This window comes from Methylobacterium guangdongense, assembly GCF_038442355.1.
GTDB lineage: Bacteria > Pseudomonadota > Alphaproteobacteria > Rhizobiales > Beijerinckiaceae > Methylobacterium > Methylobacterium guangdongense.
In genome coordinates this window covers 12,420-33,550 of record NZ_JBBXMX010000008.1, presented here as the reverse complement: position 1 = coordinate 33,550, position 21,131 = coordinate 12,420, and the positions used below count along the sequence as shown (strand labels likewise).

Here is a 21,131-nt window from a genome sequence, read left to right as displayed (position 1 = left end):
ACCGAATCCCGACCACCGTCTGGTAGGATGGCCCCATGACCGAAGCGCTCGATCCCCGGCTGACCCCCGCCCGCACCGACATCGCCGATGAGCGCCTGCGGGGCCGGGTCGAGGCCGCGCGCTTCGTGGCGGGCAGCCCCCGCCGGGTCACGGCCCCCGCGGCCCCGCTGCGGCGCGCACCCGCCCCGCAAGCCGGGCTCGACACGGAGGCACTGCTCGGCGACGCCGTCACCCTCTACGACGCGGCGGAGGGCTTCGCCTTCGTGCAGCTCGCCCGCGACGGCTATGTCGGCTACCTGCCCGCCGACAGCCTCGGCCCGGTCGGGCCGGAGCCGACCCATCGGGTCACGGCTCTGCGCACCTTCCTGTATCCGGAACCCGACCTGAAGCGGCCGGTCCTCGCCCATCTGAGCCTCGGGGCGCGGCTGGTCGTGACGGGGGAAGCCGACGCCTACCTGGAAACCCCGGGCGGCTACGTGTTCGCCCGCCACTGCGCCCCGGTGGCGGAGCACGAACCGGATTACGCCGCCACCGCGATGCGCCTCGTGGGGACGCCCTACCTGTGGGGCGGGCGGACCACGCTCGGCCTCGACTGCTCCGGCCTCGCGCAGCTCTGCCTCGACATGGCGGGCCTGCCCTGCCCACGCGACGCCGACATGCAGGAACGGGCCCTCGGGCAGGCGCTGCCGCTCGATTTCGCGGGCCTGCGCCGGGGCGATCTCGTGTTCTGGCGTGGCCATATGGGGCTGATGCTCGATGGCGAGACGCTGATCCACGCCAACGGCCACCACATGGCGGTGGCGGTGGAGCCCCTGGCCGACGCGGTGACGCGGATCCAGGCGCACAGCTACGGGGCCGTCACGGGCCTGCGGCGCCTTTGAGACGACCCAGGTCCAAACCGCGCGACAATCGTGCTACAGGTGGGGTCCGCCTCCGTCACATGAGCCGGTTCCACCACTTGGCCTGTTGACAGGATAGCCCCGCCCTCGCCACATCCCCTGCATGACCGCCGAAACCGCGTCCCCCGCGCCCGCCTCGGGCACCGCCGGCAAGCCGCCGCTGGAGATCCTGCTCTGCGCCCCACGCGGCTTCTGCGCCGGCGTGGTGCGGGCCATCGACGTGGTGGAGCGGGCCCTCGCCATCTACGGACCGCCCGTCTACGTCCGTCACGAGATCGTGCACAACAAGTACGTGGTCGAGAGCCTGAAGCGGAAAGGCGCCGTGTTCGTCCGCGAACTCGACGAGGTGCCGGATGGCGGCGCCCCGGTGATCTTCTCCGCCCACGGCGTCGCGAAGACGGTGCCGGCGAACGCCGATTCCCGCGGGCTCACCACGATCGACGCCACCTGCCCGCTGGTGACCAAGGTTCACCGCGAGGCCGAGATCCACCACAAGCGCGGCCGCCACGTGCTGCTGGTCGGCCATTCCGGCCACCCGGAGGTGGTGGGCACGATGGGTCAGCTGCCCAAGGGCTCGATCACCCTGGTGGAGGATCTCGACCAGATCGCCGCCCTGAACCCCGAGAACCCCGACAACCTCGCCTGGGTGACCCAGACCACCCTCTCGGTGGACGACACGAGGCACATCGTCGAGGCGCTCAAGCAGAAGTTCCCGACCATCACCGGGCCCCACAAGGACGACATCTGCTACGCCACCACCAACCGCCAGGAGGCGGTGAAGCAGGTGGCGCCGCTGGTCGACGCCCTGATCGTGGTCGGCTCCTCGAACTCCTCGAACTCGCAGCGCCTGCGCGAGGTCGCCGAGCGGGTCGGCTGCCCGATCACCCGCCTCGTGCTGCGCGCCGAGGAGATCGACTGGCCGGCCTTCGAGGGCATCCGCAAGCTCGGCCTCACGGCCGGCGCCTCGGCCCCCGAGGTGCTGGTGGAGGAGATCATCGACGCCTTCGCGGCCCGCTACGACGTGATCGTCGACACGGTCTCGACCGTGATCGAGGACATGGTGTTCCCGCTGCCGCGGGAGCTGCGCAGCGAGGCCGCCGAGTAGGCGGCTTCCGGAAGCCACGTGTCAGGGCTATCCCACCCTCCACCTCATCCTGAGGTGCCGGAGCGCAGCCCAGGGCTCGAAGGAGTCCTCCAGCAGGCTCTGTGATCCTGGAGCCCTCCCTCGAGGTCCGCTTCGCGGTCACCTCAGGATGAGGCGGAGGATGGGATGGCTTGCCCATCTCGAAGATTCCAACCCGAGCGCGAGCACACGTGGCCGTCTACACCGAGGTCTCCGACGCGGCGCTCGCCGAGTTCCTGTCGGCTTATGCGATCGGCAGCCTGCTCTCCTACAAGGGCATCGCCGAGGGCGTCGAGAACTCGAATTTTTTCCTGCACACCACCGACGGCTCCTACATCCTGACCCTCTACGAGAAGCGGGTGCGGGAAGCCGACCTGCCGTTCTTCATCGGGCTGATGGAGCACCTCTCGGACCGGGGCCTCGCCTGCCCGCAGCCGGTGCGGGACCGGACCGGCCAGGCCCTGGGGCAGCTCTGCGGACGGCCCGCCGCCATCGTCAGCTTCCTGGAGGGCGTCTCGGTCAAGGCGCCGGGCGTCGAGCATTGCCGGGAACTCGGCCGGGCGCTGGCCACGCTGCACGCTGCCGGCCGCGACTTCCCGATGGTGCGGGACAACAACCTTTCGGTCGCCGCTTGGCGGCCGCTCTTCGCGCAGGCCGAGGCTCAGGCGGACTCGGTCGAGCCCGGTCTCGCCGAGCGCACCCGGGCCGACTTGGCCGACTTGGAAGCGCACTGGCCGAAGGGCCTGCCGGGCGGCGTAATCCACGCGGATCTCTTCACCGACAACGTGTTCTTCATCGGCGACGCCCTGTCGGGGCTGATCGACTTCTACTTCGCCTGCACGGACGCGTTCGCGTACGACATCGCGGTCTGCCTCAACGCGTGGTGCTTCGACCCCGACGGCACCTTCCACCGCGATATGGCGACGGCCCTGTTTGCCGGCTACGAGGCCGTGCGTCCGCTCGAGCCCGCCGAGGTCGCGGCCCTGCCGATCCTGTGCCGGGGTGCGGCGCTCCGCTTCATGCTGACCCGGCTGGTGGACTGGCTGAACGTGCCGCCCGGCGCCCTGGTGAAGCCGAAGGACCCGCGGGAATTCAGCCGCCGGCTCACCTTCCACCGGCAGGCGCGGGCCGCGCGGGATTACGGGCGGCAGGGCTGAGGACCGCATGAGCACCGACGTGACCGAACCCGCGGCCGAGCCGACGCGGGTCAAGATCTACACGGACGGCGCCTGCTCGGGGAATCCCGGGCCTGGAGGCTGGGGCGCGATCCTGATCTTCGGTGATACCCGGAAGGAGCTGTCCGGCGGGGAGGCCCACACCACCAACAACCGCATGGAGATCCTGGCGGCGATCGAGGCGCTGGAGGCGCTGAAGCGCCCCTGCCGGGTCGACCTGTTCACGGACTCGCAGTACCTGCGCCAGGGCGTCACCAGCTGGATCCACAACTGGAAGGCGCGGGGCTGGCGCACCGCCGACAAGAAGCCCGTGAAGAACGAGGATCTCTGGCGCCGCATCGACGCCGCGCGGGAGCGCCACGAGGTGGCGTGGCACTGGGTGAAGGGCCACGCCAGCGACCCGCTCAACAACCGGGTCGACGCCCTGGCGGTGGCGGCGATGCTGCCGTTCAAGCGGCGGTGAGGGCGGGTTCGGTTGCTGCGCAACCGGCCCTCATCCTCTTTCCGGCGGCCATGGTAAGGCGGTGTGCAGCACGCGAAGCACACGCACCGCAGCGTCGGTCACATCGTACACAATGATATAATTGCGCTGCACGATCAGTTCCCGTGTGCCGGGCAACCGGCCAGGCCGACCGAGCATGGGATGGTCGATCAGATAAGCCGCCCTCTCGCCGAAGCGCTCATCCAGAGCGATGGCAGCCGCCGGGTTGTCGCGGTCGATATGGTCGTAGATAGCATCGCGGTCCTGTGTCGCCTCAGGCGTCCAGAACAGGTCGCTCATTTCCCGGCAGCAAGCCTCTGCCGTGTCGCTTCACGCTTGGCAGCAAACCGAGCCTCAACCTCGTCTGCGCTGATCAAGTGGCCAGCATCGGCCGAATCCTTTCCGATCTGAACCTGACGGCGAAACCAAGCGTCGTGGTCGGTTGGATCCAGCTGTTGCTGCACGTAGACTCGCATAAAATCACGAAGCAGTTGCGCGTCGTCGCAACCAAGATCTTTGGCAGCCTGGACGAAGGCGTCCCTCAAGGTCTCGTCCACGGCGAAGCTGACGATCGACTCACTCAACGGAATGCTCCCGGCGTGCAAGACAGGCTTCCTGACAAGCCTGGAGATTATCAGGTGTCCGCCGGGCCGAGAACTCAAGCCAAGTCGCTCAATCCGTCTCCCCGTCCAGCCCCAGCCAGTGCCGGCCGTCGCGCGCCAAGAGCTCGTCGGCCTCCTTCGGCCCGGTGCTGCCCGCGGGATAGAAGGTCACATCCGCCTGCGGCCAGCCCTTGAGCAGCGGGTCCACCGCCGCCCAGCCAGCCTCGATGTTGTCGGCCCGCTGGAACAGCGTCGCGTCGCCGGTCATGCAATCGTACAGCAGGGTCTCGTAGCCGACATTCGGCGTATCGGCGAAAAAATCCTTGTAGCGGAAGCCGGAGCGCACCCGGCCGATTGTCATCTGCGGCCCCGGCACCTTCACGTTGAACTCGGTGCTCACCCCGTGGTCGGGATCGATCAGGATCCGCATCACGGTCGGCCCGAGATCGGCAGTCGGCGTGTCCTCGAACATCTTGAACGGGGCTGGTTTGAACAACACCGCGATCTCGGTGCGCCGCCCGGTCATGCGCTTGCCGGTGCGGATGTAGAAGGGCACGCCGGCCCAGCGCCAGTTCTCGATGTGGAGCTTCAACGCGACGTAGGTCTCGGTGACCGAATCCTTGGCGACATGCGGCTCGTCCCGGTAGGCCGGCACGGCGCGGCCCTCCGAGGTGCCGGCCGTGTACTGGCCGCGGACCGCATCCTCCGGCGGAATCGGCTTCACGGCCTCGGCGAGCTTGGCCTTCTCGGTGCGCACGGCCTCCGCGTCGAAGGAGTTCGGCGGCTCCATGCCGACCATGCAGAGGAGCTGGAACATGTGGTTGGGCACCATGTCGCGCAGCGCACCCGTCGGCTCGTAGAACCCGCTGCGCTCCTCGACGCCCACCGTCTCGGCCGCCGTGATCTGGATGCTGTCGATGTATTCCCGCCGCCAGACCGGCTCCAGTAGGCCGTTGGCGAAGCGGAACGCCATGATCGACTGGACGGTCTCCTTCCCCAAAAAGTGGTCGATCCGGTAGAACTGGCTCTCGTCGCCCTGCTTGAGGATGCGGGCGTTGAGCTCCCGGGCCGAGGCGAGGTCGGAGCCGAACGGCTTCTCGATCACCACGCGGCGGAAGGTGTCGCCCTCTTGGCGGAGCAGGCCGGCTTGGCCGAGCCCGTCCACGATCGTCCCGAAGAAGCGCGCCGCCACCGCGCAGTAGAACACCGCGTTGCCGGTGATCGCTTGCTTCACGGCCTCGAAGGTCTCGGGCTTCTCGAAATCGCCCTTCAGGTAGTGCAGGCGCTCCCGGATGAAGCCCCAGCTCGTTTGGTCGATATGGTCGGCGTGGAACTCCGAGGTCGGGTCCTTGCTGAACGCCTCCAGGGTCTGGGTGAGGTCGTCGCGCAGCGATTCATCGGTGCCCTCGCCGTGATCGACGCCGATAATCGAGAACCCGTCCGAGAGAAGCCCGGCCCCCGCGAGGTTGTAGAGGGAGGGCATCAGCAGGCGCTTGGTCAGGTCGCCGCCCGCGCCGAAGATCACCAGCGTGCAGGGTGGCGCCGGCTTGGTGCCGCAGGCCGCATCGTTCTTGAGCGCCGTCGTCTGCTCGGCCATCTCCGACTCCCGTCTGTCTGCGGTGCAGCAAACCGGCGGGACAACCCGTCCTGCCGGAGGTCCGTTCCTGCCCACGGGATCCCAAAGGGCTGAGCCCTTTGGTGGGGTGTCGGGGTGAAACCCCGGCCTACGGATCCCGGACCCCTCTCGGGGGGCCGGGATCCGTACCGCAGGGCTCTGCCCTGCACCCGCAAAAGGGATTTATCCCTTTTGAAACCCGGGCCTACTCGTCGGGCCGGACCGCCTGGCCGCCCCGGTCGATCGGCAGGCTCGGGCCCTTCAGCTCGGAGTCGCTGGGGAGCGACCGCACGTCCCAGCCGCCGCCGAGCGCCCGGATCAGCGTCACCGCGGCGGTGAAGCGGCTGAGCCGGACCTGGAGGGCGTTGATCTCGTTGGTCACGAGCAGGCCCTGCGCGGTCACCACGGTGGTGAAGTTCTGGGTACCGGCCCGGTACTCGTTGAGCGTGATCTCGACCGCCTTGCGCGACAGCTCGACCGCCTTGTCCTGCGCGATCTGCTGCTGGCCGAGGATGCGCAGGGCCGCCATCTGGTTCTCGACCTCCGCGTAGGCGGCGAGCACCACCTGCCGGTAATTGGCCACCTGCGCGTCGTAGGCCGCCTCGGCCGAGCGCAGGGCCGCCGTACGGGCGCCGCCGTCGAACAGCACCTCGGTGGCCGAGCCCGCCACCGACCAGAACTGGTTGGCGGCCGAGAACAGGCCGGTGCGGGTGAGCCCCGAGACGCCACCCTGGGCCGAGATCGTCACGGTGGGGAAGAACGCCGCCACCGCCACGCCGATGCGCTCGCTCTGCGCCTGGACGAGGCGCTCGGCTTGGGCGACGTCCGGGCGCCGCTCCAGCAGGTCGCCCGGGATGCCGACCGGCACGGCGGGGGGATTCCGGCTGATGCCGGAGACCGGGATCGACACCTCGGAGGGCGGGCGCCCGATCAGGGTGGCGATGGCGTTCACGTACTGCACCCGGGTCAGCCGCACCGCGATGGCCTGGGCCTCGATGGTCTGAACCTGGGTCTGGGCCGTGATCACGTCGGACCGGGCCGCCACACCCGCGGCGTACTGGTTCTCGGTGATCTGCGCGGTCTTCCGGAAGTTCTCGACATTCTCGTCGAGCACCTTCTGGAGCGAGTCGGCGTAGCGGACGGTCAGATAGTCGGCCGCCACCTCGGCCTGGATGGTCAGGCGGGTCAGCGCGATCGTGGCGGCGTCGGATTGGGCCAGCGCCGCCTCGCTCTCGATCGTGCGGCGGGTGCCGCCGAACAGGTCGAGCTGCCAGCTCGCCTGGCCGACGAGGGATTCGCTGGTCCGCACGGTGCTGCCGCTGCCGGCGCGGGTGATGCTCGGGGCACCGATCACCGTCGGGTACAGGGCGGCCTGCGCGGAGGCGACCAGCGCCCGGGCCTGCCGATAGTTCGCCACCGCCTGCCGGAGCGACTGGTTGTCGACGTCGACGAGGCGGATCAGCCGGTCGAGATTCGGGTCCCGGAAGACCCGCCACCAGTCGCCGCGCTCGACGGCATCGCTCGGCCGCGCCTCGCGGAAGCCCTTCTTGCGGGCCGCGATATAGGCCGGGCTGTCCTCCCGGACGCCGCCCTGCTTGTAGCCGAGCGGCGTCTCCACGGAGGGCCGGGCATAGTCGGGGCCGACCACGCAGCCGGTCATGAGGGGGGCGGCGAGGAGGAGGGCGGCGAGGGTGTGGAGCCGATGGACGGTGGCAGGCGCACATCCCACCCTGAGCCTCATCCTGAGGTGCCGGAGCGCAGCAGAGGCCTCGAAGGAGCCCTCCAGGGATCGTGCGGCCAGCTGGAGCCCTCCTTCGAGGCGGCTTCGCCGCGCCTCAGGATGAGGGTGCGGGGTGGACCAACCCACGCGGATGGCCGCGACCGCCGATGTTTCACGTGAAACCTTAACCATCATTCTCCGGCCGGCAGGGCCGCTTCTCCGCCCCGTCCGGCGCGCCTGCGGCGGTCGAGCACCCGCTGCCTCAATCGGTCAAGGGTGAGATACACGACGGGGGTGGTGTAGAGCGTCAGGATCTGGCTCACGATCAACCCGCCCACGATGGCGATGCCCAGCGGCCGGCGCAGCTCCGCGCCCTCGCCGGTGCCCAGGATCAGCGGCACGGCGCCGAGCATCGCCGCCAGCGTGGTCATCATGATTGGCCGGAAGCGCAGGAGACAGGCCTCCCGGATCGCATCCACGGGATTCGCGCCCCGGGTCCGCTCCGAATCGATCGCCACGTCGATCATCATGATCGCGTTCTTCTTCACGATGCCGATCAGCAGGAACACCGCGATCAGCGCGATGATGGTGAAGTCGGTGCCGGTCACCAGCAGGGCCAGCACCGCGCCGACGCCGGCCGAGGGGAGGGTGGAGAGGATCGTGAGCGGGTGCACGAAGCTCTCGTACAGGATCCCCAGCACCGCGTAGACCGCCAGGATCGCCGCCAGGATCAGCAGCGGCTGGCGCGAGGCCGAGGCGACGTAGTTCTTGGCGGCGCCGGCATACTCGCCGTGGATCGTGGCCGGCAGGTGCAGGTTGGCCATCGCCCGGTCGATCGCCTCGGTGGCGTCCGACAGGCTCTTGCCCGGGGCGAGGTTGAACGAGATCGTGGTCGCCACGAACAGGCCCTGGTGGCTGACCTGCGTAGGCGCATTGCCGGGCTCGATCCGCGCGAAGGCCGAGAGCGGGACCATCGTCTCCTTGGCGGCCGAGACCGGGGCGCTCGACGAGGCGCCGCCCTTCGAGGCCGCGATGGCGTTGGAGGAAGCGTTGCGGGCGGAATCCGACGCGATGGCGGCGGCGTTCGAGGCGGTGTCGGCCGTGCTCGCGGAGGCGACCGCCGCGGCTGCGCCCGTGCTTCCGGTCGCACCGCCCACCGCCCCCGAACCGGCGGAGGCGCCGGACGCGGAGGCCGCGCTGCCTGGGCTGCTGGTGCCGGTCGCCGCGTTGGTGTTGACGCCGCCCGCTGTCGCCACGGTGCCGGCCACCGCGTTGGTGGTGGCCGAGCCGGCCGCGTTGCCGCCTGAGGTGGAGACGTAGATCTGCTTGAGCGTCTCCGGCGTCTCCAGGTAGCGCGGCGCGATCTCCATCACGACGTGATACTGGTTCAGCGGGTTGTAGATCGTCGAGACCTGCCGCTGGCCGAAGGCGTCGTACAGGGTGTTGTCGATCTTGTTCGGGGTGATGCCGTAGCGGAAGGCCGTGTTGCGGTCGATCACGACCCGGCTCTCCAACCCGCCCTCCTGCTGGTCGGAGGTCACGTCCGCGAAGGTCGGGTCCTTCTGCAGGGCCGCCACCAGCTTCGGGGCGGCGGCGAACAGCTCCTCGGGGGTGTCGCCCTGGAGGGTGTACTGGTACTGGGCGAAGCTCTGGCGGCCGCCCATCTGCAGGTCCTGCCGGGGGAAGACGTAGAGGCGTGCCCCCGCGACCTGGGCGAGCTTCGGCCGCAGCCGTGTCATCACCTCCGAGATCGGCGCCCGCTCGTTGAGCGGCTTCAGGCCGACGAACACGTTGGCCGAATTGGTGCCCCGCCCGCCCGTGAAGCCCACCACGCTCTCCACGGCCGGGTCGGCCCCGACGATCGCGGCCGCCTGCTTGAGCTTCTTCTCCATGGACTGGAACGAGATGCGCTGGTCGGCCTGGACGCCGCCCATCATCTGGCCGGTATCCTGCTCGGGGAAGAAGCCCTTCGGGACGATGATGTAGAGGTAGACGTTGAGCCCCACCGTGGCGAGCAGGGTCAGCAGCACGAGGCGCGGATGCGCGAGCGCCACCTCCAGCGTCCGGGCATAGGCGCCGAGGAGACGGGAGAAGCCGCCCTCCAGCATCCGGATCACAAGGTTCGGCCGACGCCCCGCCGGCGGTTCGCCGTTGGGGCCGTGTCCCTCGGCCCGGAGCAACCGGGCGCACATCATCGGCGTGGTGGTGAGCGACAGAACCAGCGAGATCAGGATCGACAGCGACAGGGTGACGGAAAATTCCTGGAAGATGCGGCCGACGAGGCCGCCCATCAGCAGGATCGGCAGGAACACCGCGATGAGCGACAGGCTCATCGAGATCACCGTGAACCCGACCTCCCGGGCGCCGATCAAGGCCGCCTGGAGCCGGGGCTTGCCCTCCTCGATATGCCGCTGGACGTTCTCCAGCACCACGATGGCGTCGTCGACCACGAAGCCGGTGCCGATGATCAGCGCGGTGAGCGACAGGATGTTGAGCGAGTAGCCGAGCAGGTACATCGCCGAGAAGGTGCCGATGATCGAGATCGGCACCGCCACCGCCGGGATCAGCGTGGCCCGCCAGGAGCGCAGGAAGCCGAACACCACCAGGATCACGAGGCCGACCGCCACCAGCAGCGTCTCCTCGGTGGCCGAGAGCGAGGCGCGGATCGTGGCGCTGCGGTCGCCGGTGAGCTTGATGTCGATGCCGCCTGGGAGCGCCGCGGTGATCTGCGGCAGCGCCTCCTTCACGGCCTTGATGGTCTCGACCACGTTGGCGCCGGGCTGCTTGTAGACGAACAGCAGCACGCCGGGCTTGCCGTTGACGATGCCGAGGTTGCGCTTGTCTTCCACCCCGTCGAGCACCTGCCCGACATCGGTGAGCTTCACCGCGGCGCCGTTGCGGTAGGCCACGATGATGTCGCGGTAATCGGCGGCCTTGCGGCCCTGGTCGTTGGCGTAGAGCTGGTAGCGCCGGTCGCCTGCGTTGATCTCGCCCTTGGGCGAGTTGGCGTTGGCGGAGGCCAACGCCGCCCGGATGCCCTCGAGGCCGATGCCGTAGTTGAACAGGGCGGTGGGATCGAGTTCCACCCGCACCGCCGGCAGGGACGAGCCGCCGATATCGACGTTGCCGACGCCCGGCAGCTGGGAGAGCTTCTGCTGCACCACGGTGGCGGCGGAATCGTAGACCTGGCCGCGGGTCAGCGTGTCCGAGGTCATGCCGAGGATGATGATCGGCGTGTCGGCGGGGTTGAACTTCCGGTAGGTCGGGTTCTGCCGGAGCGCGGTGGGCAGGTCGGCGCGCGCCGCGTTGATGGCGGCCTGGACGTCGCGGGCGGCGCCGTCGATGTCGCGGTTGAGGCCGAACAGCAGCACGATCCGGGTCGAGCCCAGGGTGTTGGTGGACGTCATCTCGTTGACGTCCGCGATGGCGCCGAGCCGCCGTTCGAGCGGCGCCGCCACGGTGGTGGCCATGGTGTCGGGGGATGCCCCGGCCATCTGGGCCTGGACGAGGATCACCGGGAAGTCGATCTGCGGCAGCGGCGCCACCGGCAGCTTCAGGAAGGCGAACAGCCCGGCGAGCAGCACGCCGATGGTGAGCAGCGTGGTCGCCACCGGCCGCCGGATGAACGGCTCCGAGATGTTCACGGCAGCGCCTCGCCGGCTGCGAGATCCGGATCGCGCCGCCCGGAAATCCGCCGCTCCAGCCGGTCGAACGCCAGATAGATCACCGGCGTCGTGAACAGCGTCAGCACCTGGCTGACGATCAGGCCGCCCGCGATGCAGATGCCGAGCGGCTGGCGCAGCTCCGAGCCCACCCCCGTACCGAGGATCAGCGGCACCGCGGCGAACAACGCCGCCAGCGTCGTCATCAGGATCGGCCGGAAGCGCAGCAGGCAGGCCTGGAAGATCGCCTCCCGGGGATCGAGCCCGTCCTCGCGCTCGGCCTGGAGCGCGAAGTCGATCATCATGATGGCGTTCTTCTTCACGATGCCGATCAGGAGCACGATGCCGATCACCGCGATGATGTCGAGCGACAGCCCGAACAGCATCAGGCCGAGCAGCGCCCCGATCCCCGCCGAGGGCAGGGTCGAGAGGATCGTGATCGGGTGGATGAAGCTCTCGTAGAGCACGCCCAGCACGATGTAGACCGTGACGATCGCCGCCAGCACGAGGAACAGCTCATTGCTGAGCGCCCCCTGGAAGGCGAAGACCGAGCCCTGCGGCACCACCCGGAACGAGGGCGGCAGGCCGATCTCGGCCTTGGCCTGATCGATCGCCTCGACTGCCTGCCCCAGGGCCGCGCCGGGCGCGAGGTTGAACGACACGGTGGTGGCCGGGAACTGGCCGAGATGCGAGATCAGCAGCGGCGCCCGCCGCTCGCTGATCCGCGCCACGGCCGAGAGCGGCACCTGCCCGTTGGTCGCCGTGGAGGAGGGCAGGTAGATCGAATCGAGGCTGCGGAGCGTCGTGTGCAGCTTCGGGTCGGCCTCCAGGATCACCCGGTACTGGTTGGACTGGGTGAAGATCGTCGAGATGATCCGCTGGCCGAAGGCGTCGTAGAGGGCGTTGTCGATGGTGGCCGGGGTGATGCCGTAGCGGCCGGCGGTCGGCCGGTCGATCGTCACGTAGGCGGCGAGCCCCTGACCCTGATGGTCGCTGGCGACGTCCATCACCACCGGCGATTTCGCCAGGGCCTCGGTGAAGCGCGGCACCCAGGTCTCGAAATCGTCGATGTTCGGGCTCTCCAGGATCACCTGGTACTGCGTCGCCGAGACCGCGGTGTCGATCGTCAGGTCCTGGACCGGCTGCATGTAGAGCCGCATGCCGGGCTGGTTGGCGGCCGCCGCCGAGATCCGCCGGATGATCGCGCTGGCGGACGCCGTGCGCGCCTCCCGGGGCTTCAGATTGATCAGCATCCGGCCGGAATTGAGCGTGACGTTCTGGCCGTCGACCCCGATGAACGAGGACAGGTTCGCAACGTCCGGGTCCTTGAGGACGATCTCGGCCATCCGCTGCTGGCGCTCGGCCATGGCGGCGTAGGAGACCGACTGGTCGGCCTGCGTGATGCCCTGGATCACGCCGGTATCCTGTACGGGGAAGAAGCCCTTTGGGATCACCACGAACAGGTAGGCGGTGAGCGCCAGCGTGCCGAGCGCCACCAGCAGCGTCAGGCCCTGGTGGTTCAGGACGACCCGCAGCGCCCGGCCGTAGGCCTCGATCGTACCGTCGATGGCGCGCCGGCCGAGGCGTGAGATGGCGCCCTCCCGGCGGCGGGTCTGGGCCTCGGGGGCGTGCTTGAGAAGCCGCGCGCACAGCATCGGCACCAGGGTCAGCGACACCACCGCCGAGATGACGATCGTGGCCGCCAGCGTGATGGCGAATTCGTGGAACAGCCGCCCGACCACGTCGCCCATGAACAGGAGCGGGATCAGCACGGCGATCAGCGAGACGGTGAGCGAGATGATGGTGAAGCCGATCTCGCGGGAGCCCTTGAGCGCCGCTTCGAGGGGCGAATCGCCGGCCTCGACGTGGCGGGCGATGTTCTCGATCACCACGATGGCGTCGTCGACCACGAAGCCGGTGGCGATGGTCAGCGCCATCAGCGACAGGTTGTCGAGGGAGAAGCCGTAGAGGTCCATTACCGACAGGGCGCCGATCAGCGACAGGGGCACCGACAGGCTCGGGATCAGGGTCGCCGACAGGCTGCGCAGGAACAGGAAGATCACCAGCACGACGAGCGCGATGGCGAGGCCCAGCTCGAACTGCACGTCCTCCACGGAGGCGCGGATCGTGGTGGTCCGGTCGGTGAGCGGGGCCACCGCCACGGCGGCCGGCAGGCTCGCCTGGAGCTGGGGCAGCAGGGATTTGATCTTGTCGACGGTCGCGATGACGTTGGCGCCGGGCTGGCGCTGGATGTTGAGGATCACCGCCGGCGTCGTGTCGGCCCAGGCGCCGAGCTTGGTGTTCTCCGGCCCCTCGACCACGTCGGCCACCTCCGAGAGCATCACCGGGGCGCCGTTGCGATAGGCGATGATCGCCGAATTGTAGGCTTTCGGGTCGCGGATCTGGTCGTTGGCGTTGATCGCGTAGGACTGCTTCGGCCCGTCGATCGTGCCCTTGGGCGTGTTGACGTTGAGGTTGGTGATCGTGGTGCGCAGATCGTCGATGTTGAGCCCGTAGGCGGCGAGCGCCCGGGCGTTGAACCGCACCCGCACGGAGGGCCGCTGGCCGCCCGAGATGCTCACGAGGCCGACGCCCGCCACCTGGCTGATCTTTTGCGCGAGCCGCGACTCGGCGAGATCCCGCACCTGGGTGAGCGGCAGGGTCTTGGAGGTGAGCGCGAGCGTCAGGACCGGCGCATCGGCCGGGTTGACCTTGGCGTAGATCGGCGGCGCCGGCAGGTCTGACGGTAGCAAATTACCGGCGGCGTTGATCGCCGCCTGGACCTGCTGCTCGGCGATATCGAGCGGCAGGTCCAGGCTGAACTGCAGGGTGATGACCGAGGCGCCCGCCGAGGATTGCGAGGTCATCTGGTTGAGGTTGGCGAGCTGGCCGAACTGCCGCTCCAGGGGCGCCGTGACCGAGGAGGTCATCACCTCCGGGCTGGCGCCGGGATAGAAGGTCTGGATCTGGATCGTCGGGTAATCGACCGACGGCAGCGCCGAGACCGGCAGGTTCAGGTACGACACGCCGCCGACGATCAGGATCGCCAGCATCAAGAGCGTCGTGGCGACCGGGCGCAGGATGAAGAGGCGGGACGGGTTCATGACGCGCGCGCCCTATCCCTCCCCCCTCTGCGGGGGAGGGTACCCTGCGAAGCAGGGGGGGAGAGGGGAGCGACGATGCAGAAGGGGACGCCGGCCTTCATGAAGGCTGCGCCCATTTCGGAAGCGGCGCTCCCCCCTTGCGGGACTTCGTCCCGACCCGACCCCTGCTCACGCAGGGGCCACCCTCCCCCGCAGAGGGGGAAGGGGGTGAAGCGGCTACCGCGCGCCAAGCCCGCGCTCACTGCGCCTGACGGCGCCGGTGCCGACGACCGCCCTCCGTTGTCCCTTGCGGCTCCGCCGTGCCGTCGGCCGGTGTGCCCGGCTTCACCTCACCCGTGCCGTCCGGCTTCGCCTCGGCGGCCTTGCCGTCGCCCGCGGCCGCCTGCGCGCCCTCGGTGATGCGGACCGGCGCGCCGTCCTTCAGCCGGTCGGTGCCGTCGGTGACGACGCGGTCGCCCGGGTTCAGGCCGGAGGCCACCACGATGTGGGTCCCGTCGGTCTCGCCGGTCTTGATCGGCCGGACCGTGACCTTGTTGTCCCCGTCCAGCAGGTAGACGTAGGTGCCGGGCGTGCCCTGGAGCAGGGCGGCGTTCGGCACCAGCGTGGCGTTCCGCACCGTGTCGACGGTCAGCTTGGCGTTGACGAACTGGTTCGGGAACAGCTCCTCGTCGGCGTTGTCGAACAGCGCGCGCAGCTTCACCGTGCCGGTGGTCGTGTCGATCTGGTTGTCGACCGTGTCGAGCCGGCCGGTGGCGATCTCGTGGGCGTCGCCGCGGTCGTAGGCCCGGACGGTGAGCTTCGCGCCCGCCCGCACCTGCCGCATCACCCGCGACACGTCATCCTCCGGCAGGGTGAACACCACCGAGATCGGGTGGAGCTGGGTCACCACCACGATCGCCGTCGAGGCGGCCGAGATGTAGTTGCCCTGATCGACCTGCCGCAGGCCGACCCGGCCATCCACCGGCGAGACGATGTGCGTGTAGGCGATGTTGAGCTTCTGCTGGTCGACCAGCGCCTGGTCGGCCGCGACCGTGCCCTCGTTCTGCTTCACGAGCGCGGCCTGCGTATCGACGTTCTGCTTGGAGATCGAATCCTGCCGGTTCAGCGTCTGGTAGCGCTGCAGATCGAGCTTCGAGTTCTGGAGGAGCGCCTGATCGCGGGCGAGCTGGCCCTGGTACTGGGCGAGCAGGGCCTCGTAGGGTCGGGAATCGATCCGGGCGAGCTCGTCGCCCGCCTTCACGGTCTGGCCTTCCCGGAACTGCACCTGCGTGAGGTAGCCGCTGATCTGCGACTTCACCGTCACGGTGGCGAGCGGCGTTACCGTGCCGAGGCCCTGGAGGATCACCGGCATGTCGCCGGTCGTGACCGACGCGATGCCCACCGCCTGCGGCATGTCGGCCCCACCGCGCCGGCCGCCGCGGCCGCCGGTATGATGCGCCGTCGCGGGCTCCGCGCCCTTGCCGGTCCGGGCCTCGTACCAGCGATGGCCGATCGCCCCGGCCCCGGCGAGGAGCACCAGGATCACGAGCCAGCGGATCGGCCGGAACCGCCGCCGCCGGACATCGCGCACGGGTGCCTCACCGGGCTGGTAGGCGCGGGCCGTGTCGGTCCGGATCGGTGAACTCTCGTTCATGACTGACTCATGTCTGACTGGAGCCGAGGCCGTCGCTCCGATGGAAGACCCCGTTCCCGCGTGTCCAAACCCCTGTGCCTGCCCCCGCGACACCGGTCGCGAAGACTTGGTCTAAGACCGTTGCCGTCTCTTTTCGCACCGGGCGGAAACGACCCCCGGCGTTGAACCTAAGCCCATAACGTTATCTGGGGCCTGTACGGCTCATGACCGCGGCGACATCTTCGCCGCCCGGGCAGCCTCTGATCGGTGCCCGCCCAATGCGCCGTCACTAGGGCGGCGAGGTTTCAGTCGTGTTGCTGATGGTCCGCCCCGCCGGGTCGCCCTTCCGATCCGGGCCGCGGCCCGCCTTACGGCACCGCATAGGCGCGCAGCACCGTCCGGAAGCCGGCATCGACGGGAATCACCGGCACGGCGTAGCGGAGGATGAGGCCGCCCCCGGCGAACACCAGGGCGAGGATCAGGCAGCGTGTGGCCGTTCGCATCATCGATTCCGGAACGGTCCCCGAGGACCGGGGCCGTTCGCGGCGACCATGCGGTCACTGCGCCGGCCGGCGCAACTGGGCCTGAAACGCCGAAAGGACCACCGACCCGCAAGTCGATGGTCCTCTCTGAGGACCGGAGCGGCATCCTGCTGACGGGGCGAGGGGGCGAAGCCCCGCCGGCAGGAGCGCCGTTCCAGCCTTGAAGGGAACCTACGATACGAGTGATGAAAGTCAACATTCGTCAGCCGTCGGTTTTCGGCGGGGCGATACGTCTGTGCGAAGGCGCACATTCCTCATTCTGCCGACCGCATGCTACAGGCCGCCCATGCTGAGCCCGTTCCGGCCCGACCTTCCGTTCCGCCCCGCATGAATCCGGTCTTCGCGACGCTGCCCACGACGGTGTTCGAGACGATGTCGCGGCTCGCCCGAGCCCACGGCGCGATCAATCTCGGCCAGGGGTTTCCCGACGATCCCGGACCCGCCGATATCCGACAGCACGGCGCCCGCGCCCTGGTCGATGGCTGGAACCAGTATCCGCCGATGATGGGCGTGCCGGCCCTGCGCGCGGCCGTGGCGGCCCATTACGCGGCGCATCAGGGACTCACCCTCGATCCGGAGACCGAGGTGATGGTCACCTCCGGCGCCACCGAGGCCCTGGCGGGGGCTCTGCTCGCCCTGATCGAGCCCGGCGACGAGGTCGTGCTGTTCGCCCCCCTCTACGACGCCTACCTGCCGCTGGTCCGACGTGCAGGCGGCGTGCCGCGGGTTGTGACCCTGCAGCCGCCGGCCTTCCGCCTCGACGAGGCCGCCCTGGCGGAGGCCTTCAACGACCGCACCAGGGTCGTGGTGCTGAACAACCCGCTCAACCCCAGCGCCACGCTGTTCGGCCAGGACGACCTCGCGCTGCTCGCCCGCTTCTGCTGCCGCTACGACGTCACCGCGGTCTGCGACGAGGTGTGGGAGCACGTGGTGTTCGACGGCGCGCGCCACGTCCCGCTCATGGCGCTGCCCGGCATGCGCGAGCGGACCGTGAAGATCGGCTCGGCGGGCAAGATCTTCTCGCTGACCGGCTGGAAGGTCGGCTTCGTGATGGCCGATGCCCGGCTGATGCAGGGGCTCGCCAAGGCGCACCAGTTCCTCACCTTCACCACGCCGCCGAACCTGCAGGAGGCGGTGGCCTACGGCCTCGCCAAGCCCCCGCGCTGGTTCGACGCCATGCGGGCGGGCTACGCCGCGTCCCGGGACCGGCTGGCCGGCGGCCTGTGCGCGCTGGGCTTCACCGTCCTGCCGGGGCAAGCGACGTGGTTCCTCAACATCGACATCGGGGGCCTCGGTCTGGGGGATGACGGGGCGTTCTGCGAGGCGCTGGTCACCCGCCACGGCGTGGCGGCGATCCCGGTGAGCGCCTTCTACCCCGACGCCTCCGTGCGGACCCTCGTGCGCCTGTGCTTCGCCAAGGACGACGCCACCCTGGATGCCGCCCTCGACCGGATGAGCGGCTTCGCCCGGTCTGGATCATGAGGGCGGCGGGCGCGTTCCTTGCGGGGATCCGACCGCGGGGCCACATCGTTGAACGCGATGGCTCTCCCACGGACCACGACCATGGATTTCACCCAGGCCCCCCCGGCCGGGCGCTTCGCCCGGGCCGACACCACGTCCGGCGGCCGGCCGCCGTTCCTGTCGCCGGATCTCGGCCGCGAGGCGAGCCTCGCCCGGCTGGAGACGCTGGCGCACCTGATGGACACGGCCTTCGTGATCCCGGGCATCAACAGGCGGGTCGGGTTCGACGCGCTGATCGGCCTCGTGCCGGTGATCGGCGACGTGGCCGGCATGGTGATCTCGTCCTTCATCGTCTACGAGGCCAAGCGCCTCGGGGCGCCGCGCTGGCTGCTGGCCCGGATGGGGCTCAACGTGGCCTTCGACGGGCTGGTGGGCGCGGTGCCGATCGCGGGCGACCTGTTCGACGCCGCCTTCAAGGCCAACCGTCGCAACGTCCGCCTGCTGCGCCGCTGGATGGAGCGCAGCGGCGGCCTGCGCCCGAGCGAGATCGAGGGCAGAGCGACCCGGCTCGACGGCTGAGTATTTGCGGACGCGCGCGCTTGGGTCTCCTCCCTCCCCCCTCTGCGGGGGAGGGTACCCTGCGCAGCAGGGGGGGAGAGGGGCGGCGCGACGGTTCAGGACATGAAGCCGGTCGCGACCCTTCCGGAAACGTTGCTCCCCTCTCCCGACCCGGCCTGACGGCCGGGCCACCCTCCCCCGCAGAGGGGGGAGGGAATGCGCGCTCTGCGGGGTTCGGGAGCTTTCAGCGATGAACGAAGTCGCCCGCCCCGGCGAGGGCGCAGCCGTGCCGGCGCCGATGCCCGGCGCCCAGCCGATCGTCCTGCGCCCCGACGAGGGCGCGCCCCCGCCGCCCGCCCCGGCGGGACGGCGCGCCCTGTCGCCGATCAACCGGCGGCGCCTGGACAATTTCCGCCGCAACCGCCTCGGCTACGCGTCGTTCGTGATCTTCACGATCCTGTTCGTCGCCAGCCTGTTCGCCGAGTTCATCGCAAACGACCGGCCGATCGTCCTGTCCTACAAGGGCGAATGGCTGGTGCCGGTGCTGGTCGATTACCCGGAGGAGAAGTTCGGCGGCTTCCTCGCGCAGACCGATTACCGCTCCCCCGAGATCCGCAAGGAGATCGCCGAGAACGGCTGGGCGCTCTGGCCGCCGATCCCGTTCTCCTACGACACGATCAACGAGGATCTGCCGACCCCCTCGCCGTCGCCGCCGACCTGGATGCTGATGGACGCCCAGTGCAAGCCGGTCGCGGAGAAGCTTGGCGGCTCGACCTGCTCGGACATCCCCTGGCACTGGCTCGGCACCGACAACACCACCCGGGACGTGCTGGCGCGGGTGATCTACGGCTTCCGCATCTCGGTGCTATTCGGCCTGATCCTGGCGGCGGTCTCCTCGGCGATCGGCGTGGTGGCGGGCGCCGTCCAGGGCTATTTCGGCGGCTGGGTCGATCTCGCCTTCCAGCGCTTCATCGAGGTCTGGGGCGGGATCCCGACCCTCTACCTGATCATCATCATCTCGGCCTTCATCGCCCCGGGCTTCTTCGTGCTGCTCGGGATCATGCTGCTGTTCTCCTGGGTGGCGCTGGTCAGCGTCGTGCGCGCCGAGTTCCTGCGCGCCCGGAACTTCGAATATGTCCGCGCCGCCCGGGCGCTGGGCCTGTCGAATATGCGCATCATGGCGGTGCATCTGCTGCCGAACGCCATGGTGGCGACGCTCACCTTCCTGCCGTTCATCCTGAACGGGTCGATCACGACGCTGACGTCGCTCGACTTTCTGGGCTTCGGCCTGCCGCCGGGTTCGCCCTCGCTGGGGGAGCTTCTGGCCCAGGGCAAGGATAACCTCACGGCCCCCTGGCTCGGCCTCACGGGCTTCCTGGTGATCGCCGTCATGCTGAGCCTGCTCGTCTTCGCCGGCGAGGCCGTGCGCGACGCGTTCGATCCCCGCAAGACCTTCGTCTGACCCAGACCGGACGGCGACCTCAGGTTACCTTTTTGCGAATCGGTCGGACCCGCAGTGGCGCCGAATGTCGCAGCCGCGCCAATGCCTCACGAAAACTTGCACGCAGCCTGCGGATGTTTCGGGCAGACCCTTAAACCCGATCGCAAGACCGGCTGAGACTGAGGCTGCCTTCGGCGGTAAAGGTCTCTCCCGCCAGCAAAAACTTGCTTCCAGGATCCGTGCAGCATTCACCCGGTGGACCGCGATAAAGCGGCCGCGAAGTGCCTTCGAAATGGCGCCAATGCAACCGCACCCTGTATGAATGGATGTGCTATGCACACTTAGACTTTTGGCTAGACACAGAACGATGCGCAGATGAGCTTGCTTTTTTCGGGCGGTGTCTTAACTCGCGAAAAGAGGGGACCCCACCAAGTTTCCGAAGCAAGGAACAGAGAATGTCTGACGCTACGCCGACATCCCAACTGGATTACATCGAACGGACCGTGGACGTCGTCGCGGCCTACGTGTCCAACAACTCGCTGCCGTCGGCCGAACTGCCCAGCCTGATCGCCAGCATCCACAGCGCGCTGAATTCGATCGGGTCCGGCCCGGCCGCCCCGGTCGCCGACACTGTCGAGCGGCCGACCCCGGCGCAGATCCGCAAGTCGATCCGGCCCGACGGGCTGATCAGCTTCATCGACGGCAAGTCGTACAAGACGCTGAAGCGCCACCTCACCAAGCACGGCCTGGACCCGCAGAGCTACCGCGAGCGTTTCGGGCTGCCGGCCGATTACCCGACCACGTCGGCGAATTACTCGGCGCAGCGCTCGGCCCTGGCGAAGAGCCTCGGGCTCGGCCAGCCCGGCCGTGGCCAGCAGGCCGATCAGGACGACGACGTCGCCGACGATGTGGCCACCACCGCGCAGGCACGCCGCCGGGGCGCGGCCGCCGGGGGCCGTGGGCGCGGCGGCAGCCGCAAGGTCGAGGCCGCCTGACACGGCCGCTCAGAGCAACTTGTGGTTTCGAAAGGTCGAGACCTTTCGCGGGTCCAGGACAGAGCCCTGGCGCCGGACGCTGGTCCAGGCTCAGGGGCTCCGCCCCCGAACCCCGTCAAAGGGCTGGGCCCTTTGGAAACC

Annotated in this window: 16 protein-coding genes; 8 read left to right on the top strand and 8 right to left on the bottom strand. The window is 69.2% G+C overall.

Annotation, left to right across the window (positions count from 1 at the left end; genetic code table 11):
• Window positions 1–35: 35 nt before the first annotated feature.
• The 4 genes from AAHG09_RS16290 (at window position 36) to rnhA (ending at window position 3,660) form a co-directional block, all read left to right on the top strand.
• The gene (locus AAHG09_RS16290; RefSeq protein WP_342108500.1) at window positions 36–881 is read left to right on the top strand and encodes a C40 family peptidase; all 846 of its coding nucleotides are present in this window, start codon (window positions 36–38) and stop codon (window positions 879–881) included.
• A 121-nt stretch (window positions 882–1,002) separates the two neighbouring features.
• Window positions 1,003–2,004, top strand: a complete 1,002-nt coding sequence (ispH, locus tag AAHG09_RS16285) for a 4-hydroxy-3-methylbut-2-enyl diphosphate reductase (protein ID WP_342108499.1) — start codon at window positions 1,003–1,005, stop codon at window positions 2,002–2,004.
• A 209-nt stretch (window positions 2,005–2,213) separates the two neighbouring features.
• Window positions 2,214–3,179, top strand: a complete 966-nt coding sequence (locus AAHG09_RS16280; protein ID WP_342108498.1) for a homoserine kinase — start codon at window positions 2,214–2,216, stop codon at window positions 3,177–3,179.
• Window positions 3,180–3,186: 7 nt separating this feature from the next.
• On the top strand, window positions 3,187–3,660 hold the full coding sequence (gene rnhA / locus AAHG09_RS16275) for a ribonuclease HI (protein WP_342108497.1): 474 nt from the start codon (window positions 3,187–3,189) through the stop codon (window positions 3,658–3,660).
• 30 nt (window positions 3,661–3,690) lie between these two features.
• Here the strand turns inward: rnhA and AAHG09_RS16270 are convergent, their stop codons facing one another.
• The 8 genes from AAHG09_RS16270 to AAHG09_RS16235 form a co-directional block, all read right to left on the bottom strand.
• The gene (locus tag AAHG09_RS16270; protein ID WP_342108496.1) at window positions 3,691–3,978 is read right to left on the bottom strand and encodes a type II toxin-antitoxin system RelE/ParE family toxin; all 288 of its coding nucleotides are present in this window, start codon (window positions 3,976–3,978) and stop codon (window positions 3,691–3,693) included.
• A complete protein-coding gene (locus AAHG09_RS16265; protein WP_342108495.1) occupies window positions 3,975–4,262 on the bottom strand; it encodes a hypothetical protein in 288 nt (95 codons plus the stop codon). The genes AAHG09_RS16270 and AAHG09_RS16265 overlap by 4 nt, the downstream gene beginning before the upstream one ends.
• 88 nt (window positions 4,263–4,350) lie before the next feature.
• The gene (gene zwf / locus AAHG09_RS16260; protein WP_342108494.1) at window positions 4,351–5,877 is read right to left on the bottom strand and encodes a glucose-6-phosphate dehydrogenase; all 1,527 of its coding nucleotides are present in this window, start codon (window positions 5,875–5,877) and stop codon (window positions 4,351–4,353) included.
• A gap of 223 nt (window positions 5,878–6,100) precedes the next feature.
• A complete protein-coding gene (locus AAHG09_RS16255; protein ID WP_412760048.1) occupies window positions 6,101–7,636 on the bottom strand; it encodes an efflux transporter outer membrane subunit in 1,536 nt (511 codons plus the stop codon).
• Between the two features lie 170 nt (window positions 7,637–7,806).
• Window positions 7,807–11,259 (bottom strand): efflux RND transporter permease subunit, encoded by a 3,453-nt coding sequence (locus tag AAHG09_RS16250; protein ID WP_342108491.1) that lies wholly within the window; start codon window positions 11,257–11,259, stop codon window positions 7,807–7,809.
• Window positions 11,256–14,381 (bottom strand): MdtB/MuxB family multidrug efflux RND transporter permease subunit, encoded by a 3,126-nt coding sequence (locus AAHG09_RS16245; protein ID WP_342108490.1) that lies wholly within the window; start codon window positions 14,379–14,381, stop codon window positions 11,256–11,258. The genes AAHG09_RS16250 and AAHG09_RS16245 overlap by 4 nt, the downstream gene beginning before the upstream one ends.
• Window positions 14,382–14,619: 238 nt before the next feature.
• Complete coding sequence (locus AAHG09_RS16240) at window positions 14,620–16,014, bottom strand: MdtA/MuxA family multidrug efflux RND transporter periplasmic adaptor subunit (protein WP_342108488.1); 1,395 nt, start codon at window positions 16,012–16,014, stop codon at window positions 14,620–14,622.
• Between the two features lie 347 nt (window positions 16,015–16,361).
• Window positions 16,362–16,499, bottom strand: a complete 138-nt coding sequence (locus AAHG09_RS16235; protein WP_342108487.1) for a hypothetical protein — start codon at window positions 16,497–16,499, stop codon at window positions 16,362–16,364.
• A gap of 363 nt (window positions 16,500–16,862) precedes the next feature.
• Between AAHG09_RS16235 and AAHG09_RS16230 the strand changes: the two genes are divergently transcribed.
• From AAHG09_RS16230 to AAHG09_RS16215, 4 genes are all read left to right on the top strand, one after another.
• A complete protein-coding gene (locus tag AAHG09_RS16230; protein ID WP_342108485.1) occupies window positions 16,863–18,017 on the top strand; it encodes an aminotransferase in 1,155 nt (384 codons plus the stop codon).
• Window positions 18,018–18,098: 81 nt separating this feature from the next.
• Complete coding sequence (locus AAHG09_RS16225) at window positions 18,099–18,575, top strand: DUF4112 domain-containing protein (RefSeq protein WP_342108483.1); 477 nt, start codon at window positions 18,099–18,101, stop codon at window positions 18,573–18,575.
• Between the two features lie 229 nt (window positions 18,576–18,804).
• The gene (locus tag AAHG09_RS16220; RefSeq protein ID WP_342108481.1) at window positions 18,805–20,016 is read left to right on the top strand and encodes an ABC transporter permease; all 1,212 of its coding nucleotides are present in this window, start codon (window positions 18,805–18,807) and stop codon (window positions 20,014–20,016) included.
• A 434-nt stretch (window positions 20,017–20,450) separates the two neighbouring features.
• Window positions 20,451–20,990, top strand: coding sequence for a Ros/MucR family transcriptional regulator (locus AAHG09_RS16215; RefSeq protein ID WP_342108479.1), 540 nt, complete (start codon window positions 20,451–20,453; stop codon window positions 20,988–20,990).
• The last annotated feature ends 141 nt before the right edge of the window (window positions 20,991–21,131 follow it).

What these genes read in the sequence shown, in the direction of transcription:
- AAHG09_RS16290 (WP_342108500.1), top strand. Translation starts at nt 36, where the DNA reads ATGACCGAAGCGCTCGATCCCCGGCTGACCCCCGCCCGCACCGACATC.
- ispH (WP_342108499.1), top strand. Translation starts at nt 1,003, where the DNA reads ATGACCGCCGAAACCGCGTCCCCCGCGCCCGCCTCGGGCACCGCCGGC.
- rnhA (WP_342108497.1), top strand. Translation starts at nt 3,187, where the DNA reads ATGAGCACCGACGTGACCGAACCCGCGGCCGAGCCGACGCGGGTCAAG.
- AAHG09_RS16270 (WP_342108496.1), bottom strand. Translation starts at nt 3,978, where the DNA reads ATGAGCGACCTGTTCTGGACGCCTGAGGCGACACAGGACCGCGATGCT.
- zwf (WP_342108494.1), bottom strand. Translation starts at nt 5,877, where the DNA reads ATGGCCGAGCAGACGACGGCGCTCAAGAACGATGCGGCCTGCGGCACC.
- AAHG09_RS16255 (WP_412760048.1), bottom strand. Translation starts at nt 7,636, where the DNA reads ATGAGGCTCAGGGTGGGATGTGCGCCTGCCACCGTCCATCGGCTCCAC.
- AAHG09_RS16245 (WP_342108490.1), bottom strand. Translation starts at nt 14,381, where the DNA reads ATGAACCCGTCCCGCCTCTTCATCCTGCGCCCGGTCGCCACGACGCTC.
- AAHG09_RS16240 (WP_342108488.1), bottom strand. Translation starts at nt 16,014, where the DNA reads ATGAACGAGAGTTCACCGATCCGGACCGACACGGCCCGCGCCTACCAG.
- AAHG09_RS16235 (WP_342108487.1), bottom strand. Translation starts at nt 16,499, where the DNA reads ATGATGCGAACGGCCACACGCTGCCTGATCCTCGCCCTGGTGTTCGCC.
- AAHG09_RS16230 (WP_342108485.1), top strand. Translation starts at nt 16,863, where the DNA reads ATGAATCCGGTCTTCGCGACGCTGCCCACGACGGTGTTCGAGACGATG.
- AAHG09_RS16225 (WP_342108483.1), top strand. Translation starts at nt 18,099, where the DNA reads ATGGATTTCACCCAGGCCCCCCCGGCCGGGCGCTTCGCCCGGGCCGAC.
- AAHG09_RS16220 (WP_342108481.1), top strand. Translation starts at nt 18,805, where the DNA reads ATGAACGAAGTCGCCCGCCCCGGCGAGGGCGCAGCCGTGCCGGCGCCG.
- AAHG09_RS16215 (WP_342108479.1), top strand. Translation starts at nt 20,451, where the DNA reads ATGTCTGACGCTACGCCGACATCCCAACTGGATTACATCGAACGGACC.